The 18,310-nt window shown below is 59.0% G+C and carries 21 protein-coding genes and 1 riboswitch; of the genes, 10 read left to right on the top strand and 11 right to left on the bottom strand.

Going from position 1 to position 18,310, the window contains the following annotated elements; translation table 11 throughout:
* Positions 1-40: 40 nt before the first annotated feature.
* Genes rnhA through ispH form a run of 3 tightly spaced genes read right to left on the bottom strand, consistent with a single transcriptional unit; the run spans position 41 to position 2,458 of the window.
* A complete protein-coding gene (gene rnhA / locus RDA78_RS29420) occupies positions 41-493 on the bottom strand; it encodes a ribonuclease HI (RefSeq protein ID WP_434053289.1) in 453 nt (150 codons plus the stop codon).
* Positions 490-1,455, bottom strand: coding sequence for a homoserine kinase (gene thrB / locus RDA78_RS29415; protein ID WP_434053288.1), 966 nt, complete (start codon positions 1,453-1,455; stop codon positions 490-492). The genes rnhA and thrB overlap by 4 nt, the downstream gene beginning before the upstream one ends.
* Positions 1,456-1,459: 4 nt before the next feature.
* Positions 1,460-2,458: a 4-hydroxy-3-methylbut-2-enyl diphosphate reductase gene (ispH, locus tag RDA78_RS29410; RefSeq protein WP_434053287.1), complete on the bottom strand. Its 999-nt coding sequence runs from the start codon at positions 2,456-2,458 to the stop codon at positions 1,460-1,462.
* A gap of 194 nt (positions 2,459-2,652) precedes the next feature.
* Between ispH and RDA78_RS29405 the strand changes: the two genes are divergently transcribed.
* From RDA78_RS29405 to tyrS, 8 genes are all read left to right on the top strand, one after another.
* On the top strand, positions 2,653-3,237 hold the full coding sequence (locus tag RDA78_RS29405; RefSeq protein WP_434053286.1) for a hypothetical protein: 585 nt from the start codon (positions 2,653-2,655) through the stop codon (positions 3,235-3,237).
* 135 nt (positions 3,238-3,372) lie between these two features.
* Positions 3,373-3,465: riboswitch (glycine riboswitch) on the top strand.
* A 331-nt stretch (positions 3,466-3,796) separates the two neighbouring features.
* Positions 3,797-4,168 (top strand): glycine cleavage system protein GcvH, encoded by a 372-nt coding sequence (gene gcvH / locus RDA78_RS29400; protein ID WP_434053285.1) that lies wholly within the window; start codon positions 3,797-3,799, stop codon positions 4,166-4,168.
* Positions 4,169-4,171: 3 nt separating this feature from the next.
* Positions 4,172-4,657, top strand: a complete 486-nt coding sequence (locus tag RDA78_RS29395; protein WP_434053284.1) for an OsmC family protein — start codon at positions 4,172-4,174, stop codon at positions 4,655-4,657.
* Positions 4,658-4,812: 155 nt separating this feature from the next.
* Positions 4,813-5,277, top strand: coding sequence for a MarR family winged helix-turn-helix transcriptional regulator (locus RDA78_RS29390; RefSeq protein WP_434053283.1), 465 nt, complete (start codon positions 4,813-4,815; stop codon positions 5,275-5,277).
* A gap of 24 nt (positions 5,278-5,301) precedes the next feature.
* The gene (locus RDA78_RS29385; protein WP_434053282.1) at positions 5,302-5,955 is read left to right on the top strand and encodes a cysteine hydrolase family protein; all 654 of its coding nucleotides are present in this window, start codon (positions 5,302-5,304) and stop codon (positions 5,953-5,955) included.
* A gap of 98 nt (positions 5,956-6,053) precedes the next feature.
* Positions 6,054-8,105, top strand: a complete 2,052-nt coding sequence (locus RDA78_RS29380; RefSeq protein WP_434053281.1) for a vWA domain-containing protein — start codon at positions 6,054-6,056, stop codon at positions 8,103-8,105.
* Positions 8,106-8,250: 145 nt separating this feature from the next.
* Positions 8,251-8,859: a hemerythrin domain-containing protein gene (locus RDA78_RS29375; RefSeq protein ID WP_434053280.1), complete on the top strand. Its 609-nt coding sequence runs from the start codon at positions 8,251-8,253 to the stop codon at positions 8,857-8,859.
* A 507-nt stretch (positions 8,860-9,366) separates the two neighbouring features.
* A complete protein-coding gene (gene tyrS, locus RDA78_RS29370; protein WP_434053279.1) occupies positions 9,367-10,644 on the top strand; it encodes a tyrosine--tRNA ligase in 1,278 nt (425 codons plus the stop codon).
* Between the two features lie 320 nt (positions 10,645-10,964).
* On the opposite strand, the gene RDA78_RS29365 is transcribed toward tyrS, so the two are convergent.
* The 4 genes from RDA78_RS29365 to RDA78_RS29350 all read right to left on the bottom strand — a co-directional run bounded on the left by RDA78_RS29365 (position 10,965) and on the right by RDA78_RS29350 (position 12,983).
* Complete coding sequence (locus RDA78_RS29365) at positions 10,965-11,579, bottom strand: DUF4166 domain-containing protein (protein ID WP_434053278.1); 615 nt, start codon at positions 11,577-11,579, stop codon at positions 10,965-10,967.
* 185 nt (positions 11,580-11,764) lie between these two features.
* Positions 11,765-11,983 carry a tautomerase family protein gene (locus RDA78_RS29360; protein ID WP_434053277.1) on the bottom strand — a complete coding sequence of 73 codons (219 nt, stop codon included), beginning with the start codon at positions 11,981-11,983 and terminating at the stop codon, positions 11,765-11,767.
* Positions 11,984-11,985: 2 nt separating this feature from the next.
* On the bottom strand, positions 11,986-12,372 hold the full coding sequence (locus RDA78_RS29355; RefSeq protein ID WP_434053276.1) for a nuclear transport factor 2 family protein: 387 nt from the start codon (positions 12,370-12,372) through the stop codon (positions 11,986-11,988).
* Positions 12,369-12,983 carry a glutathione binding-like protein gene (locus tag RDA78_RS29350; RefSeq protein WP_434053275.1) on the bottom strand — a complete coding sequence of 205 codons (615 nt, stop codon included), beginning with the start codon at positions 12,981-12,983 and terminating at the stop codon, positions 12,369-12,371. Before RDA78_RS29350 ends, RDA78_RS29355 begins: the two co-directional genes overlap by 4 nt.
* A 134-nt stretch (positions 12,984-13,117) precedes the next feature.
* Here RDA78_RS29350 and RDA78_RS29345 point away from each other — a divergent pair, with 134 nt between their 5' ends.
* Positions 13,118-13,492 (top strand): winged helix-turn-helix transcriptional regulator, encoded by a 375-nt coding sequence (locus RDA78_RS29345; RefSeq protein ID WP_434053274.1) that lies wholly within the window; start codon positions 13,118-13,120, stop codon positions 13,490-13,492.
* Between the two features lie 28 nt (positions 13,493-13,520).
* Positions 13,521-14,234 carry an alpha/beta fold hydrolase gene (locus RDA78_RS29340; RefSeq protein ID WP_434053273.1) on the top strand — a complete coding sequence of 238 codons (714 nt, stop codon included), beginning with the start codon at positions 13,521-13,523 and terminating at the stop codon, positions 14,232-14,234.
* Positions 14,235-14,347: 113 nt separating this feature from the next.
* Here RDA78_RS29340 and RDA78_RS29335 read toward each other — a convergent pair whose 3' ends face one another.
* The 4 genes from RDA78_RS29335 to RDA78_RS29320 all read right to left on the bottom strand — a co-directional run bounded on the left by RDA78_RS29335 (position 14,348) and on the right by RDA78_RS29320 (position 18,107).
* Positions 14,348-15,487, bottom strand: coding sequence for a site-specific DNA-methyltransferase (locus RDA78_RS29335; RefSeq protein WP_434053272.1), 1,140 nt, complete (start codon positions 15,485-15,487; stop codon positions 14,348-14,350).
* Between the two features lie 131 nt (positions 15,488-15,618).
* Positions 15,619-16,305: a DNA-3-methyladenine glycosylase I gene (locus tag RDA78_RS29330; RefSeq protein ID WP_434053271.1), complete on the bottom strand. Its 687-nt coding sequence runs from the start codon at positions 16,303-16,305 to the stop codon at positions 15,619-15,621.
* Between the two features lie 64 nt (positions 16,306-16,369).
* Positions 16,370-17,176, bottom strand: coding sequence for an amino acid ABC transporter permease (locus tag RDA78_RS29325; RefSeq protein WP_434053270.1), 807 nt, complete (start codon positions 17,174-17,176; stop codon positions 16,370-16,372).
* Positions 17,177-17,306: 130 nt separating this feature from the next.
* Complete coding sequence (locus RDA78_RS29320) at positions 17,307-18,107, bottom strand: transporter substrate-binding domain-containing protein (RefSeq protein ID WP_434053269.1); 801 nt, start codon at positions 18,105-18,107, stop codon at positions 17,307-17,309.
* Positions 18,108-18,310: the final 203 nt, after the last annotated feature.

Genomic DNA, 18,310 nt, shown 5'->3' with positions numbered 1-18,310 from the left:
ATACTCTCACGTAATGTCCTTTTCCGTTCGGAAGATGAAATCAGTCGCCGTTCTTATAAGGGGCCATGCCGCCGCGCGCCAGTTCATCTGCACGTTCGTTGTCAGGATGACCGGCATGGCCCTTGACCCAATGCCAGGTGACATCGTGGCGCTGTTGCGCTTCATCGAGGGCTTGCCACAGATCTGCATTCTTCACCGGCTTGTTGCTGCTCGTGCGCCAGTTCTTGCGCTTCCAGCCTTCCAGCCATTCGCGAATACCGCTGCGCACGTAGGTGCTGTCTGTGTACAGGTCGATGGCACAGGGCCGCTTGAGGGCATTCAGGGCTTCGATGGCTGCCGTCAGTTCCATGCGGTTGTTGGTGGTCTCCGGTTCGCCGCCCTTGAGTTCTTTCTCGTGTTCACCGAAGCGCAGCAGGACGCCCCAGCCACCCGGTCCCGGATTGCCCGAACACGCACCATCCGTAAAAATCGTCACGCGGTTCTGAGCCGTCATCGTTCCAGTCCATAGGCCTGCGTTCCCTCGATCGTCTGGTGGAAACGAAGCTTCTTGAGATATTCCAGGGGGTCCTTGGGTGTGACGAGCGCGCCTTCGGGCACGCTCAGCCAGTCGTACAGCCGCGTGAGCAGAAACCTCAGCGCAGCCCCCCGGCACAGCGTGGGCAACGACGTGTATTCATCGGCCTCCAGAGGCCGCACGCTAGTGTAGCCCTTCAACAACGCCCGGGCCTTGGTCACATTGAAAGACAGGTCTTTTTCGAAACACCAGGCATTCAGGCAGATCGCGATGTCATAGGCCAGCGCGTCATTGCAGGCGAAGTAGAAGTCGATCAATCCGGAGAGTTCTTCACCCAGAAAGAACACGTTGTCCGGAAACAGATCGGCATGAATGACACCGCTCGGCAGATTGTGCGGCCAGACTTTTTCAAGGTGATCCAGTTCGTTCGCAATTTCGGTCCCGAGCCCGGGAAAGACGTCGTCGCTGCGGTCGCGGCATTGATCAAACAGCGGCCGCCAGCCATCTACGTTCAGCGCGTTGGTTCGAAACCCCTCGTAGTCACGCCCGTCCAGATGCAGCTCGGCCATCGCCTTGCCGAGTTCGGCGCAGTGTTCGACCCGCGGTCTCTTGACCCACATCCCTTCCAGAAAGGTTACAAGCGCGGCAGGGCGTCCGGCCAATTCGCCGAGCAGCTTGCCGTCTCGCGATGGGACCGGCGTCGGGCACGACAGGCCCTTGCCGGCGAGATGCTGGAGCAGGTTCAGGAAGAACGGCAGGTCATCCGGGTTTACGCGCTTTTCATAGAGCGTGAGAATGTAGGAGGCCTTGTCTGTGTGAACCAGAAAGTTGCTGTTCTCGACGCCCTCGGCAATGCCTTTGAAAGAAAGCAGGCGCCCGACATCGTAAGAGCCGATGAAGGCCTGCAGCTCCTCATCGGTCACCTCGGTATAAACGGCCATCTTGTTATCCGGTCGCTGCCCGGGGGGAGGAGACCACGTCTCTGAGTTCCCGCGGCAGATTGAAGGAAATGGTTTCTTCTGCCGTCCGCACGGTCTCGACGGTGACATCGAAACGCTGCGCAAACGCGTCGATGATTTCTTCCACGAGGGTTTCCGGCGCGGACGCGCCGGCAGTCAGTCCGAGCGAATCTATGCCGTCAAATTCGGGCCAGTCGATATCGCTTGCACGCTGGATCAAAACGGCAACCCGGCAGCCCGCTCTCTCGGCGACTTCGCGCAGTCGCTGCGAGTTCGAAGAATTCGGGGCGCCCACGACAACCATTGCATCCACACTGGGCGCGACATGTTTGACCGCTTCCTGGCGGTTCGTGGTCGCGTAGCAGATGTCTTCCTTGTGTGGGGCAACGATGTCGGGAAAGCGTTCTTTAAGCACCGCGACAATGCCTGCCGTGTCGTCGACCGAGAGGGTCGTCTGCGTGATATAGGCGAGGTGCTTGTCCGATTTCGGTTGGAAGCTGTGCGCGTCGTCTTCAGTTTCAATGAGCGCGACCGTGCCCTCCGGCAACTGGCCCATGGTTCCGATGACTTCCGGATGGCCGGCGTGCCCGATCAGAAGCACTTCCCGGTCGCGGCGGTCGTGGATCTGCGCTTCCTTGTGAACCTTGGAGACCAACGGGCAGGTCGCGTCCAGGAAAAACATGTTTCGCGCCTGCGCATCTTCCGGGACGGATTTCGGAACGCCATGCGCCGAGAAAATGACCGGCCTGTCGACGTCTTGTGCGGGAATCTCGTCCAGTTCCTCGACAAACACCGCGCCTTTTGCCTTCAATCCGTCGACGACGAATTTGTTATGCACGATCTCGTGACGCACGTAGACCGGGCGGCCGTATTTTTCGAGCGCCAATTCGACGATCTGGATTGCTCTGTCAACGCCCGCGCAAAACCCGCGTGGTGCGCAAAGGCGTATTGTAAGCGGCGGTTTGTTCTGCTCGGCGATGCTCATTTTGCCCTTTCAGCAAATCCGTATAGCCGCAATAAGGGGTTCAAGCTGTTTCCTGTCAAGTCGGGTGTGCGGAACTGCGCACTATTTCAGCCACATTGTACTGCTTGAAGCTTTCCGGTGAAGTGATCTCGCCAAGGATCGGTCTTCCTGCTATGACACTCCGCCATGTTGCTGTTCGATCCAATGGAAAGACGATGATCACTGCGTTCCAGGCCGTTGCAAATGTCAAACTGAAAACCGGCCTGTCGGCCGTCATCTGCGCCGCAGCATTGGCCGGATGCGGTGGCGGTGCCGACAGCCTCGCGGGCAAGGTCATCAGCGGCGGCCAGGAACCGATCGAGATTTCTCCCGCAACCTTCGCTCCTCCGGTCGCCTGTCCGCCGATGGAACTGAAATCGAATACCTTCCTGATCCGGAACTATGAACGCGGGAAACAGGACGAATCGGAGGGCCTGCTCTACCAGGCGACGGTTGAAGACTGGGCGAACAGCTGTACGCAGGAAGCCGATGGTGCACGGCGCATGAAGGTCGGTCTTTCTGGTGATGTGACGCCCGGGCCTGCCTGGAAGGGCGGCGAAGTGAAACTGCCGCTTCGCGTTGCGGTCGTCCCGGGCGGATCCGACGCCGAACCCATCAGTTCCGAGGTTCTGACGGTTCCGGTCACGCTGACCCCGGGGGCTCCGGCGGAAAAGTGGACATTGATTGAAGACAAGTTCACGATACCGCAGGGTGCAAGCGTCAAGGTCGTGTTTGGCTTCGACGAAGGGCGTCGCCGCTAGGCCTGAGCAGCGGCATTTCGCGCTCTCTTCGATCGAGCGGATTTCTTGCAGTTTATCCCATATTGACAAGGGCATGCAGCCCTCCCACAATCCGTTTCCACTCAGGGTCGTGCCCTGGTGGCGCGTTTTGCGCGCTTGTCCCAAGCGGGAGAAATCGGGCAGGAAAGCCCGGTGCCGAAGGAGCAACCGCCCCGGAAACTCTCAGGCAAAAAGGACCGCAGGGGAAAAAACGCTCTGGAAAGCAGTGCTCCGCCTTGCCTTTTGCGGACTGCTCACCGACGGAGTAGCTGCCGGATGCAGTCTTCGCGTCCTGCAGGAAATCTCTCAGGTTCTCGGACAGAGGGGGTGCTGGCAAGCAGAGGTCTTGGGATCTTGCCTGATGACTGCGCTCTGAACACGGGGACGGCGGATGACCGGTGACACTGAAGTGCCATTCTTGATGCAGTCGAAAGTTCAGGAATTTCGGCTCACGAATCACCGGTTTATGTGCAGCCCGTTCCCGCTTTCCCAAAGGGCTCCTCTCACTTTGTCCCGGACAACCCTGACACAGGATGACGACATGACGACCTATTACTCAAAAGATCACGAATGGATTTCCGTCGAGGCAGGCGTGGCAACCGTCGGCATTACGACCTATGCGCAAGAGCAGCTTGGCGATGTGGTCTACGTCGAACTGCCAGAGGTCGGAGCCGAGATTGCCCAGGGCGACGAGGCCGGCGTCGTGGAATCGGTCAAGGCCGCGAGTGAAGTGTATGCGCCGATCGATGGCGAGGTTGTTGAGGTCAACGAGGCGCTTGCCGAGGAGCCGGGGAAGGTCAACGAGGATCCGGAAGGCGCAGCGTGGTTTCTGAAGATGAAGGTCGGCAATGAAAGCCAGCTGACCGAGTTGCTCGACATGGCAGGCTACAAGGCCTTTCTGGAGACTTTGTGAGCCATGGCGGGGCATTTCTACAAGGCTCTGGTGGAGTGGGCCTGCGACGGTGACTACGCGGCAAATGCGTATTCGCGCGGACATATCTGGCGGTTTGATGGCGGGCTCGAAGTTCCCGCCAGCGCCTCGCCCACTGTGGTTCCCCTGCCGCATTCGGTGGAAGCGGCCGTCGACCCGGAAGAGGCGTTCGTGGCGGCGATCTCGTCATGCCACATGCTCTGGTTTCTCGACCTTGCAAGGCGCGCGAATTTCAATGTCGCGAGCTATAGCGACCACGCGGAGGGCGAAATGAGCCGTGTTGCACGTGGCAAGATGGCAATCACCAAAGTCGTGCTGCGGCCCGAAATCACACTGATCGGGACCGAAAAGCCGGACCAGGAGTGGCTGACCGCGATTCACGAAAAAGCGCATGACGTCTGCTTCATCGCCAACTCCGTCAAGTGCGAGATCGTCGTGGCACCGGAACCGGTGAAGCTGGTCGCGCCCTGATGGGAATGTGACGCGCGGTTCCGTTGTGTCGTGAAAGTGCCCCGGCCAAGCGCCGGGGTTTTTGTTTCCTGCGGTTCGATCGTGTATGCGGATCGAAATCGTATATTGACAACTTTATTGTCAGTATGGCAATAAAGTTGTCAAAGAGGCCGGCAATGAAAAAATCCGTTGAACTATATGAGATTGTCCGTTTGATCCGGCCGGTTCATCGCCGCCTGGCCCGCGCGGTGGAGGCCAAGTTGAATGGTACGGGTGTGACGGTCGGCATGCGGGCGGTGATGGAAGTTCTCAGCGAAGCCGGACCGCTTTCGGTTCCCGACACCGCACGAACGCTGTTTCTCGCGCGCCAGCAGATTCAGCTTTTGATGAACGCGCTCGAGGACGGAGAATTTGTCGCGCGCCAGCCGAATCCGGCGCACAAACGCTCGCCCCTCTTCAGTCTGAGCGAACGGGGCCACTCTGTCTTTGCTGAAATCCGGGCTTCGGAAAACGAAGAAATCGAGATGATCTGTGAACTGTTCTCCGAGCAGGATCTCAGGTCTTCTCAGCAGGTACTCTGCGCCATGCTCGATCATTTTGCCGAATATGAGGACGATCCCAATCGTCCGAGACCTTTCTGACAACGCCAACTCAGGAGTGAAACGATGATTGGACTATGGAGCGCGGTCGGACTGTTTGCCGTCGTCCTGGCAGGTCTGGTTCTCTACACGTTCAAAGTCATGCGCAAGATAGGCACGCCGACACGCGGGGACAGGATCGATCCCGGCGGACGCCCGAACGCGGCTCTGCTTGTGATTGACGTGCAGGAGGATTTCACGCGCAGCAAAGCCGCAAACGCCTTCGAACCCGGCTCTCGGGATGCCGCCATCGCCGACATCAACCAATCCATTGCGTCAGCGCGCGCGGCCGGAACCGGGGTGGTCTTCATAAAGCATGTGTTTCGGGACAAGCTGGCGATCCTTCTCATGAAAATGGTCGCAAAAGGCGTGGGTACGCCGGGCCGGGAAGGGTTGCGGATTGACCCGGCTCTGGAGACGGGAGACGCCCCGGTCTTTGAAAAGTCGGTCGGAGACGCCTTTTCCAGCACGACATTCGAGGACTGGTTGGCCACCAGGAACGTGGGACGGCTCACGCTCGTCGGGCTGGATTCATGTCACTGCGTGCAATTGACGGCAAAGGGCGCACTTTCTCGGGGCTATCAGGTCGAGATCAGGGAAACCGGAACCCTGACGGCAACGCCGCAAAAATGGGGTCCGCTGAAACGGGAACTTGGCGACGCGGGTGCCGTGTTCAGTTGACGAATATGAAAACCGACAATGTGTGATCTTTGCGACGGACAGGACATGTGGCACGGTTACGTTGCGATATGTCGTTGGGCACACCCGTCGGAGGAACCATGTTTCGACCGCTAGTTTTGGCAATTACAGCATTTTCCGTTTTTTCTTCAGTTTCCCAGGCGGCCGACAGGGTTGCCATCGTCTTTGACGGCTCCGGCTCCATGTGGGGGCAGATCGAAGGCCGGACCAAGATTGAAATTGCACGCGACGCGATGTCCGGGGTGCTCGGCAATCTGCCGGGTGATCTGGAACTCGGACTGTTCGCATACGGCCACCGGGAAAAGGGCAACTGTTCCGATATCGAACTGATCGTTCCACCGGGTGCCGGCACGGCTTCTGCCATCAAGGCGGCAACCGAAGGCATTACGCCAAAAGGCAAGACGCCGCTGTCGGCTGCTGTCCGGCAGGCCGCCGAAACGCTTCGCTTCACCGAGGACAAGGCAACCGTCGTGCTGGTAACCGACGGGATCGAGACCTGCAATGCCGACCCCTGCGCCCTTGGCAACGAACTTGCGAAATTGGGCGTGAACTTCACCGCCCACGTGATCGGCTTCGGACTGAGCGAAGAAGAAGGCCGCCAGGTTGCCTGCCTCGCGGAAAACACCGGCGGGCTCTACATACAGGCGGGAAGCACGGAGGAACTCTCCGACGCCCTGACCGCGACGGTGGAAACTGTTCCTGTCAAGGAAGCGGCCGCGCAACCCGCCCAATTGCCCGAGGCGTCGCTGGACGCGCCGGACCAGGCGGAAATCGGTTCCCGGATCGACGTCGCGTGGCAAGGGCCGGGCGGACGCTACGACCAGATAGAATTCCATGATCCGGCGGCCCGTGGCGGCGAGGGCAAACGCCTGCGCTCCAAGTCGATCGTCAATGGCGACTTTGACAACAACCGGGTCGCCATAACGGTGGTGACCGAACCCGGCACCTATGAACTCCGCTACTGGGACGGCTCCGGACGCCAGATCCTGGCAACACGCGTTATCGAAGTGACCCCGGCGGAGGTGGCTCTCTTCGCACCCGATGAGATCGCAATGGCCCGGCCTGTGACCGTCGAATGGATCGGTCCGGGCGGGCGCTACGATGCCGTCGAACTCTATGACGCAAGCGCTCGTGGCGGCGAAGGCAAGGTGCTGCACAACAAGCGGCTTCGCAACGATGACTTCGACAACAACAAGGTGACGATGCCGACACCGGCAAAGCCGGGCACCTATCAGCTGCGTTACTACGCCGGAGAGGACAAGGCGGTTCTGGCGACCCGCCCGCTGGAGATCCTGGACGCTGCGGTCATGCTCGAAACGGAAGAAGCGGCGGAAGCCGGCAAGCCGATCGTGGTCGACTGGGTCGGCCCCGGCGCCCGCTACGACAGCGTCAAGCTGGTTGATCCCGCAAATGGCAAGAAACTCCACGAAAAACGCCTGAGAAATGATGACTTTGAGAACCAGAGAGTGACCTTGCCCGGTCCGGTGAAGGCCGGTCCCTACGAACTCCAGTATTACAACGGCGACAACAAGGCGGTTCTGGCGTCGATACCGATCGAAGTAACGGCGGCCATTGTTGACCTTGAAGCTCCGGACGAAATCGGTCAGGGCCGGCACCTCACGGTGACCTGGACCGGTCCGGGTGCACGTTATGACAGCGTGCAGTTCTTCGATCCCAGGGCGCGTGCGGGAGACGGCCGCGTTGTGCACCAGAAACGTCTGCGCAATGACGACTTCGACAACACCAAGGTCACACTTCCGAGTGCTGCGAAACCTGGCGATTACGAGTTGCGGTACTTCAACGGCGACAACAAGACCGTTCTGCTCACCCGTCCGATCAGGGTTGTGCCGCTTGAACTGTCGATCGACGGCCCCGAAAGCGTTGAGGCGGAAACGAAGTTCTCGGTTTCCTGGAAAGGACCGGGCGCGCGGTATGATTCAGTGCAGATCTGGGATCCGGCAGGTCGTGGCGGCAACGGCCGCGCTGTGTCCGAAAGACGTGTCTGGTCGGGCGACATCGATGCGCAGTCCGTCAGTCTGACCGCGCCGAAGGAAGCCGGGAGTTACGAGCTTCGTTACTTCAACGGAGACAACAAGGCCGTGCTTTTCACCCGCCCGCTTTCAGTACAGTGATTGCAGTCATTTCGCGCGCCGCCATGTCCTGCGCGCCGGCGCACGAAAACCAAACGTTATCCTTCGTGGTTCTAAATGGTTCAATAAAATGATTTTTCACTTGATGTTGGGCAGGCGGCAACCCTGCGAAATGACCCACCGTCTGATGCACACGCGTAGACCGCATGTCGGCGCACCCGACCAACTCCAACTGGACCTTCGCCATGGTCTGCCGCAAGAGTGGCTGCTTTTTGAAGGCATTTCCCGCGAAGACTGGTTGACCCACGAGAATTACGGTCCGGTTTCGGAGCTTTGGCTCAATCGCCACGATGGGTTTCGCAACATGGGCAACACCTTGTTTGCACTGTTGAAGCAGTACCGGGAGGGTCAACTGCCGATCGAGCGTTTCACCGCCATGCTCGCACCTCAGCTGCAGCATTTTCTGTCGGAGCTCCACACACATAACATGCTGGAGGATCAGCAGTATTTTCCCGCTCTTCTGGAGGCCGAGAAGGGACTGTTGCCGGGGATGGAACTTCTGGAAAGCGACCACGCACTCTTGCACCGGAAAATGGAAGCTGTCGTACAGCAAGCCACTCAGATGTTCGTCAGCGTCCGGGAAGGGAACCTTGACGCAATCAGCACCGCCACGGACGGCTATGACCAGGCAAACTTCGCCATGCTCATGGCGCTCAAGCGGCATCTCACGGATGAAGAGGACCTGATCATGCCGGTTTTGCTGGGGCGGGGAGAAGATGAGATTGCGTTGTCTTGAGAAGAGCGGCGATTCGGCATCCCATCAGCGGTTTCGAACCAGGGTACGGACTCAGAAATGCAGCCGATTTGGCGGCAGAAATGGCAAAATCTCGGCTGGAAGCGTGCGCAGAGCGGGCTTTGTGCCCGGTCAAGCGCGGTGATGCTGCGAGGTGCAGCCATTTTGCCGTCCTTCGGATTTGGCCGTTTTGGCCATCTGCCACGTCGCGAAAGGCTTGAAAATGAACCACATTTCCTGCGCTTTCGCTTCTCGCAGTTGGTCAAAACGATCCAAACCAAATTGACTGCATTTCTGAGTCCGTACCCTTGTGCCTTGACACCGCGGTCGCATTAACGCATCTAGACTGACATGACCAAGACGAGCGCATCCTTCGTATATTTTTATTACGTCACCGACATACTGGCGGCTGCGTAGGATCTTGCTCATCTCATAGAAACCTCAAAAGCCGCCGCGTCAGGCGGCTTTTTGGTTTCAAGGGCTCCTGGCGGGAAAACCAGGAAGCTCGAAATGACCAAGCATATGATCGAAGCCGGAAAGCCGGCAACCAAGCTCAAATCGGAGGCACTTGCCGTGCTTCTGGAACGCGGCCTCGTGCACCAGTGTACGGATGTCGAGGCCCTCGATACCAGGTTGTCCCAAGGGCCGGTCACTGCCTACGCCGGGTTCGACGCGACGGCTGCCAGCCTTCACGTGGGTCACCTGATGCCGCTGATGACCATGCGCTGGCTGCAGAAACTCGGCCATCGCCCGATCATCGTTCTCGGCGGCGGGACCAGCCAGATCGGCGACCCGAGCTTTCGCAACGATGCCAGGCCGTTGCTGGAGGAGCGCCAGATCTCGGCCAACATCGCAACCATCCGCCGTTCGGTCGAGCGGCTCGTTGACATGAACGGTCCCGACGGCGCCCTCCTGGTCGACAACGCGGAGTGGCTTAATGAATTCCGCTTCCTGGAATTTCTCCGCGATTATGGCTCCCAGTTCACCGTCAACCGCATGATGACCTTCGACAGCGTCAAGTCGCGGCTCGACGCACAGATGCCGCTGACGGTTCTGGAATTCTGCTACATGATGCTTCAGGCGGTTGATTTCCTGGAGTTGGCAAAACGTCATGATTGCGTGCTGCAGGTCGGCGGTTCCGACCAGTGGGGCAACATCGTTAACGGCGTTGACCTCGGCCGGCGCGATGGCCGCAAGCTTCACGGTCTGACGGTCCCGCTGCTGACGACTGCAAGTGGAGCGAAAATGGGCAAGACTGCAGCCGGTGCTGTCTGGCTGCACCCGGAACATCTGTCGCCGTTCGGCTTCTGGCAATTCTGGCGCAACACGGCGGACGCCGACGTTGGCAAATGCCTGCGCCTGTTCACGGAACTGCCGATCAGTGAAGTTGAAAGGCTCTCCGCACTCGACGGTGCTGAACTCAACGAGGCCAAGAAGGTTCTGGCAAATCAGGTCACGGCCATTGTACACGGACCCGAGGAAGCCCGCGCGGCCCTGCAGCAGGGAGATGCGCTCTTCGCTGGTGAAGGTGAGATCCTTGAGCCCACGCACATGCTGCCTCTCGCGCGTCTCGCGGAAGGTCTCGGTCTGCTGGAGCTTGTCGTTGCAATCGGATTTGCGGCCTCCAACGGCGAAGCGCGCCGTCTGGTGGAAGGCGGCGGTGTGCGTCTCAACAGCCGGATCGTCGACGACCCGAAACGCCGGATCGCCATCGGTGACCTGAAGGCAAATGACAGGCTGGCCGTGTCGGTCGGCAAACGCCGCAAGGCGCTGGTCGGGTTTGAGTGAGTAGGAGACGCCCTTCACGGTCGAGAGGCAATGGCCTGGATTGCCAGATCAAGTCTGGCAATGACGATTGATATGAAGGGGTGAATTCGCACTCCCAGGCTCCGCAAAACCCTCTTCACCCAGAGGGCCAATCGCCTGTTTCGAAGGATATCCGGCTCGCTCAGAGCACGCGCCGCATCCTTCGTCACAGCGCTGAGCGCTTCCTCAGGATCAGGGCCTGTTCCCATTTGGTCATCCCGGCCAAGCGCAGCGCTTCGAGCTCCGTGCCTTTCCGGCCCTGGATCTCCGCTCCGCTTCGTCCGGGAGAAAGATGGACGCATTCAGGCTTTGATTTGAACGTCAGGCGTTGATCGGCTTTGAGCGGATGGATCCAACTCAGCAGGGTCGTGATCGGATACCAGCTCGCAAGGCTCTATTGTCCCGGCATAGCCGAAGACCTTGCCGACGAGCGGAAAACTGACTTCAACCGACAAGCTGTAACGGTCGTCCACCACGCGTTCTCGACCCGTTGCCTTCGGTGCAAGTGCTTTTGGTATCTTCACGGGGCCAAGAAAGACGTGTTCCGGTGTGAGGTCGATGCCTTCTGAACTCGCGGTAACACGCATCTTGAAGAGGAAAGGACCAAGCCGTTCCAGCATGCAGGGAAACGCCTCGTCGTTGCCTGCGATCATGTCGGTCGCGAACGGCTGACCGTCGAATCTGCGAACCCAGCGCTCACCTCCGTCAATTTCCGTAAAAGACGTTTCGATCGGCGCTTTGTCTCGCGCTTGCGGAAGGGATGCCAGACGGCAGATCAATCGGGCGGCAGGTGAGGCACCCCACCAGACATTTGCCGTTCCGGCGGCGCGCCTGGCAAAGATGTGCATTTCGCGTATCTGGGGCGGGACCTGCTTCAGACTTTCACCCAGAATTGACTGGTAGAGGACACGTGGCATTCGGATGCAGCTGATTATCTGAGACCGTTGTTGGAAGCGCAGGTTGAGCATTCAAACAGTGAGTTTGCAACTCTTGATTGGCGCAATGGTTCACAAATCCCTGCCGCTTGAACCGGGAATGCCGGGCAGGGACCCGGCTTTCGACGATCTGTTGCCAGAGCGGTTTCAGCGAAGCCTGAAGCGCTCTAGCCGCCGCCGCTCACCGTGGCCTTCGACCGGAACGCTTCCACCGGCAAGCCACCAATCCCCCAGTTCTCCATCTCGACTTCGTCGATCACCACGAAGGTGGTTGACGGGTTTTTGTCGAGAACTTCGACGAGAAGTTCGGTCGCGCCGCTGATAAGCCGGGCTTTCTGGTCTCGCGTCACGCCCTCGCGGGTCACCTGAATCTTGACGTAAGGCATGATCAGCTACCTCCCTCGATGGCGGGGCTCATCTGGAAAACCTTGGCCATGATCCGCCAGGTTCCTTCGTCGCGGACGAAAGTCAGGAAATCGACATAGTCGTTGCCCGCCAAGGTGCATCTGACGCGGGCAAAGGCGGTGTTGTCTCCTGCGAGCTGAATTTCATCGATGGCGTCGTTGCGGGCTTCGCCGCGCGAGGCCGGCGAGATGCGCGCGGCGACCACCGGCACATATTCGGCCATGGTCCGGTGGAGGAGGGGTGTTTCATCTGCGGTCGCATAGACCGCCTTCGGATGAAACACGTTCTGCAGCAGGCCGGTGTCGCAGTGATAGAGCGCGTCGAAATAGTCCTGGATGACGGCGTTGAGGTCTGCAATTGCGGTGCTCATGCTGCCAGTCCTTCCTCAACAAGGGTTTTGCGGGTCGCGGGGCGGGAACCGATCCGCGCGACATAGGCCTTGGTCAGCGGCCAGCTGTCCAGCGGGACGCCGATGAAGTTAGTCCAGTTCAGGATGACGAACGCATAGGCGTCGACCACGGAAAACGTGGTGCCGAGCAGGAAGGGGGAGGTGCCCTCCAGCAATTCTTCGAATTGGCCGAGCTTTGCATGGAGCTTTGTTCTGTTGGCCGCCTGCTCGCTTTCGGAGAAGGTCTTGCCGGAGAAGTAGGGACTGAAGGCCTTGTGCAGTTCCGAAGACAGGAAGCTCAGAAGTTCAAGTTGCCGGTAGCGTTGCATGGGCCGGTTGTCGTTGCCAGCGGCAAGATCCGGGAACTGCTCGCCGATCCAATGCAGGATCGCGACGTTTTCCGTAAGGATCGCACCGTCTTCCAGTTTCAGCGCCGGAACGTAACCGCGCGGATTGGTGTCGAGAAAAGACGCACCGGTTTCGGTCGTTCCGAGTTCGGTATCGACCTTTTCAAGCTGGTAGGCAACGCCTGCCTCGTTCAGGAGAATGTGGGCGGCCATGGAACAGGCGCCGGGCTTGTAGAACAGTTTCATTGTTTCGCTCCAACATGTGTTTCGATGACAGGAAGGTGTTTGCTCAGGTCACTCTTGACAAGTAGGTTTCTGATGGTAACCATGCTTTTCGAGTTACCGTGGAGAAACCTGATTTCGGTGGAGTTACAGGCACGATGAGCCTCAAGATGCGCAAGAACCGCAGTCCGAAACCACCGGAACCCTGCCTCCTGACCGAGTGCATGCAGGTGATCGCAGGGGCGTGGGCGCCCAATGTCATCTGGAGCCTGCGAGCCGGGCCGCGCCGGTTCAACGAGCTCAAGACCGACATCCCGCCGGTGTCGTCAAAGGTTCTGTCAGCACGTCTTTCGGAACTCGAAGACCGCGGCGTGCTTCTGCGCCACGTGCGCCCAACATCGCCTCCCTCTGTCGAATACGAGCTGACGGCGCTTGGCGAGGAACTGATCCCGGCTCTGGAGGCCATTGTCGAGGTCGGCCACAAGCTCAAACAGCTTCGTGGATATGAACCGGCATCGGAAGCTGCGGAATGACAGCTTCGGCATTAGCGAAAGTGACCTGATGGACCGGAAGACCTTTGTTCTTGTGCACGGTGTCTGGCACGGCGGCTGGTGCTGGTCGCGGGTTGCCGGCATTCTGCGTGCACGCGGTTACCATGTCACGGCGCCGACCCAGACCGGTCTCGGCGAGCGCTCTCATCTGCTGTCACCCGGGATCACCATCCGGACCTTTGTCGAGGACATCGCGCGGCACCTGGAGTTCAATGACCTTCAGAACGTTGTTCTGGTCGGGCACAGTTTCGGCGGCATCCCGATCACGGGTGTTGCGGACCTGCTGCCTGAGCGCATTGCGAGGCTGATTTATCTCGATGCGATCATGCTGGAAACAGGTGAAACCTGGATGAGCCTGCTGCCCGAAGACATGGCGAAAGATCGGACACGGTTGGCGCAAGAGACGAGCGGCGGTCTTTCGCTTCCGCCAGCGCCCGCGGAAAGCTTCGGCGTTGAAAGACCCGGAGACGTTGCCTTCGTCCAACCGCGCCTGACACCGCATCCCTTCCGAACGTTCACGACAGCGCTTGATCTGAAGAACCCGGTCGGTAACAGCCTTCCGGCAAGCTACATCCGCTGCACCGATCCGCCCTACCGTCCTGCGACCGTTTCCTTGGACCGGGCGCACAAGCTCGGCTGGCCGGTGGAGGAGATCGCCACCGGACACGATGCCATGGTCACGGAACCGCTGGCACTGGCTGATCTGTTGGAGCGGCTGGGGTAGCGGTCCCCACCTGAGGTCCATGCCGATCTGCAAAAGAAAACCCGCCTCGGGTGAGGAGGCGGGGAGAAGTGGGTTCACGGGGATAGCGAAAACGCTTCTGCTTGTCAGCCTGCTTATCCCTGCAGGCGGGATCTGATTTCCTTGCGCAACTCGTCAATGGGTGACTTGGCTGCGCCGTCTCTCGTGTGCCAGAACGTCCAGCCGTTGCAGGCTTCCTGACCCTGAACCAGAGCGCCGACCTTGTGGATCGACCCGGTATGGTCACCGGATTTGAGCGACCCGTCGGCACGAACGATGGCAATGTGCTTGCCCTTGGAACAGGTAAGCTCGGCGCCCGGGGAAAGCAGCCCGTTTTCCAGGAGAGTGCCGAAGGGAATGCGTTTCTGAGCCCGCTTGCCCTGCTGCATTTCGAGCGCTTCGCCGTCGCTGGTATCGATGGACGCAATCCTTGCAGTTGCGGCATCGATATAGTCCTGCTCGCGCTCGACGCCGACAAAATTGCGGCCGAGTTTCTTCGCGACGGCACCGGTCGTTCCTGTGCCGAAGAACGGGTCCATCACGACATCGCCCGGCTTGGACGAGGCGGTGAGCACGCGGTAAAGCAGCGCTTCCGGCTTCTGGGTCGGGTGCACTTTCTGGCCGTTGCCGTCCTTAAGCCGCTCAGAGCCCGTGCAAAGGGGAAGATGCCAGTCGGAACGCATCTGGAGGTCATCGTTGAACGTCTTCAGGGCATCGTAGTTGAAGGTCGGTTTGGCGTCCTTCGATTTCACCGCCCAGATCATGGTCTCGTGGGCGTTGGTGAACCGCTTGCCGCGGAAATTCGGCATCGGGTTCGATTTCAGCCAGACGATATCGTTCATGATCCAGAAGCCGAGATCCTGGAGGATCGCGCCGACGCGGAAGATGTTGTGATAGGAGCCGATCACATAAAGCGAACCGTCCAGCTTCATCACCCGGCGCGCTGCCAGTAGCCAGGCCCTGGTGAAGGCGTCATAGGCTGCAAAGCTCTCGAACTGGTCCCAGTGGTCGTCGCAGGCGTCGACCTTGGACTGGTCCGGCCGGTGAAGATCCCCGCCCAGCTGGAGATTGTAGGGTGGATCCGCGAACACCAGGTCCACGGAACGGGACGGCAGTTTCTCAAGGGCGGACACGCAGTCGCCCTTCAGGATCGTGTTCATCCAAGAAGCGGAAGCTTCCGTGTTTTCAGTCGGATGGGGTGCCGCGATGGACACCCCGGTACTCAGTACACTCATTGCGACGCAATACCTCACGCAATTTCGAGTGTCATGGTTACCGGTTTTGGTAAATCAGCGGTTAAGTCGAAAAAAGAAAAATTTCCTTTGAATCAAGGCTTTGTTTACAATCGTAAAAGTTAAATGAGAGGTTAATGCCCTGTTCCGACCGAAAACGCCAGAATTCTGCTGATTTCGTTCAAGCTGCGACCGCTGGTTGTCTTCCAATCGTTAAAGGCGGCCTGGGCCGCTGACAGATTTTTTTTCGACATGCGATCGTTATCAATGACATTTTCGCGGATAAGGGCGTTAACCACGTCTCCGGTGAGAATGAAACTCTCCTTTCCCATGAAGCGCAGGGCGAGTTGCCCGGTCGTCCCGCCAAGCCGGCTGCCGCGCTTTTTCATGAGGTCCATCAGGCCGACTTGATCGCTCACCGGATAGCCGGCGAAAAACGCAGCAGCACTGCCATGCTCCGCACCGAGATCCCTGAGGAACACGGCGTTGTCCTGAACGGCCTTGATCTTGGCGCCGTTGCGCACGATCCGCGTGTCCTTGAGGAGCACTTCAAAAGCCTCGTCGGGCAGGAAGGCGAGGCGGGCGACATCAAATCCTTCGAAGGCTTCCTCGAAGCCCGGCCATTTCTGGTCGATCACCTTCCAACTGAAACCGGCCTGGAACACGCATCGGGTGAACATGGAGAGCCACCGGTCGTCGCCGGTCTTTTTCAGTTCGGCCTCGGTCTTGGGCAGATTGTGTTCGCCAAGCAGCGCCTTGAGCTTCTTTGGCCCGCCCTTTTTCTCCGTTGCCAGAGCCTCGATCTCTTCGAAGGAACGCATAAAATTGATCTCCTGTTCATTTCATCTTGGCTGCAAGACCGACAACAACGCAACTGTTGCCACGTTACCTGCCGCCAATCTCCCTTGAGCGTTCGAAGCGGCGCAGGGCAAGGGACAGGGTGATGGTCATCATCAGGTAGATTAGTGCGACCACATTGTAAGTCTCGAAATAGCGGAACGAGCCGGCGGCATAGACCTTGCCGAGTTGGGTAATGTCAGCGACACCGAGAACGGAGACGAGCGAACTGTCCTTGATCATGGCAACGAAGTCGTTTCCAAGCGGCGGCAGGATGGTCTTGAGTGCCTGTGGAAAGATGATCAGCCGGAACCGCAGCCAGCGGTTCATGCCGAGTGCTTCGGCCGCCTCGATCTGGCCCTTGTCGACAGCCTGGATCCCGGCACGAAAGACCTCGGCAATGAAGGCGGAATAGCCGATCATCAGTGCGACGATCGCCCGCCAGAGCAGCGGGAAGTCGCGCGTGCGCATCGGGTCCGTTCCGAGCGGTTCGAGCACCGCGTTGATCGTGGCGACGATCAGGGGCGTGCCAACAAAGGCGATGTAGAGCAGCAGGACGATGATCGGCAGGCCGCGCACGACCTCGATATAAAACCTGGCTGTCTGCCGCAAAATGACTGATCCCGAAAGCGACGCCAACGCCAGCATCAGCCCGATCGCAGACGCCAGGAAGAACGCCACGAGCGTGACGAAGATCGTCAAGCCTATGCCGCGTGAAACCGTTGCCATCACTTGCGAGTAGATCTCGTCCGTTCCGATCCGGAAAAGCAGAATGGCGGCAATCACGCAGGCGGCGGCCAGCCAGTAGGGAAAGTCCTGATTGGGAGAAACCGGTGCGGTTTTTTTTCGGAACATGGCGTTTTCTTTTGGTTTTGGTGGCGGCGAGGTGTTTCAGGCACCCGTTACAATCGGCTGCAAAAGAAAGTGGCCGGTGCCGGGCGATGTCCCGATACCGGCCACGAGCGCGCGGGTCTGCCGTTTGAGACTATTGACCTGCCTTGTAGTCGAAGAACCATTTCTTGTTGAGGGCATCCAGCGTGCCATCGGCACGCATGCTGGCAATGGCGGCGTTGAACGGTTCGATCAGGTCCGTGTTCTTCGGAAAGATGAAGCCGAAGTCTTCCGTGCCCATCGGATCGCCGATGAGCTTGAACGTGTCCGGATTGGCGTTGACATAGCCTTGCCCGCCGGTGCTGTCGGTCAGAACAAGGTCGACATCGCCGACCTTGAGCGCCTGAACGGCTGCACCGAAGGTTTCGAAGAGCTTGATACGCTGGTTGTTTTCGTCGCCGTCCAGAACTTCGTAGACGGTCACGTAAAACGGTGTTGTGCCCGGCTGCGCTCCGGCCAGGAAGTCGTCATTCCCGGCGAAACCTGCAGGGTCCGTGAATCGGTCCTCGTCGGCACGGACCAGCATGTACATTTCCGAGCGCATGTAGGGATCGGAGAAGGCGACCTTCTCCGCGCGATCGCCGCGTATCGTGATCCCGTTCATCGCGACATCATATTCGCCGGCCGAGATCGCCGGGATCATCGCATCCCAACTCACGTTCTCGTATGTGACCTTCATGTTCAGCCGCTTGGCGATCTCGTCGATTGCTTCATATTCCCAGCCCGCGGGCTGGCTGGTTTGCGGATCGATGAACTGAAGCGGAGGATAGGTGTTTTCCGATGCGATCACGACCTCCCGGCCTCCCAGGTCGGGCAGATCGGCAGCCTGCGCGGCAAACCCGGCTCCAAGCATCGGCAAGACAGCAACCGCAAGGCTCAATAGGGTACGTTTCATGGGGAAGCTCCTGATCAGAATTCATCCCGATAGTATCGGGATTGCCATCCGGCGGGAAGTCCGTTTCATCGCTCTGCATGGGAACAAGCTGCCGCGGCACGCCGGGAATGAAGCAGCGCGAAGCTCCCCGGAGTATCTGCATGCAAGGTCCGTTGGGCGCACGCTTTGCGATTCAGTGCTGCTTCACATGAATAATTTTTCTC

Source organism: Roseibium sp. (assembly GCF_051016195.1).
GTDB lineage: Bacteria > Pseudomonadota > Alphaproteobacteria > Rhizobiales > Stappiaceae > Roseibium.
Note: the sequence above shows the minus strand (reverse complement) of the source record. Positions and strands in the feature narration are given on the sequence as shown.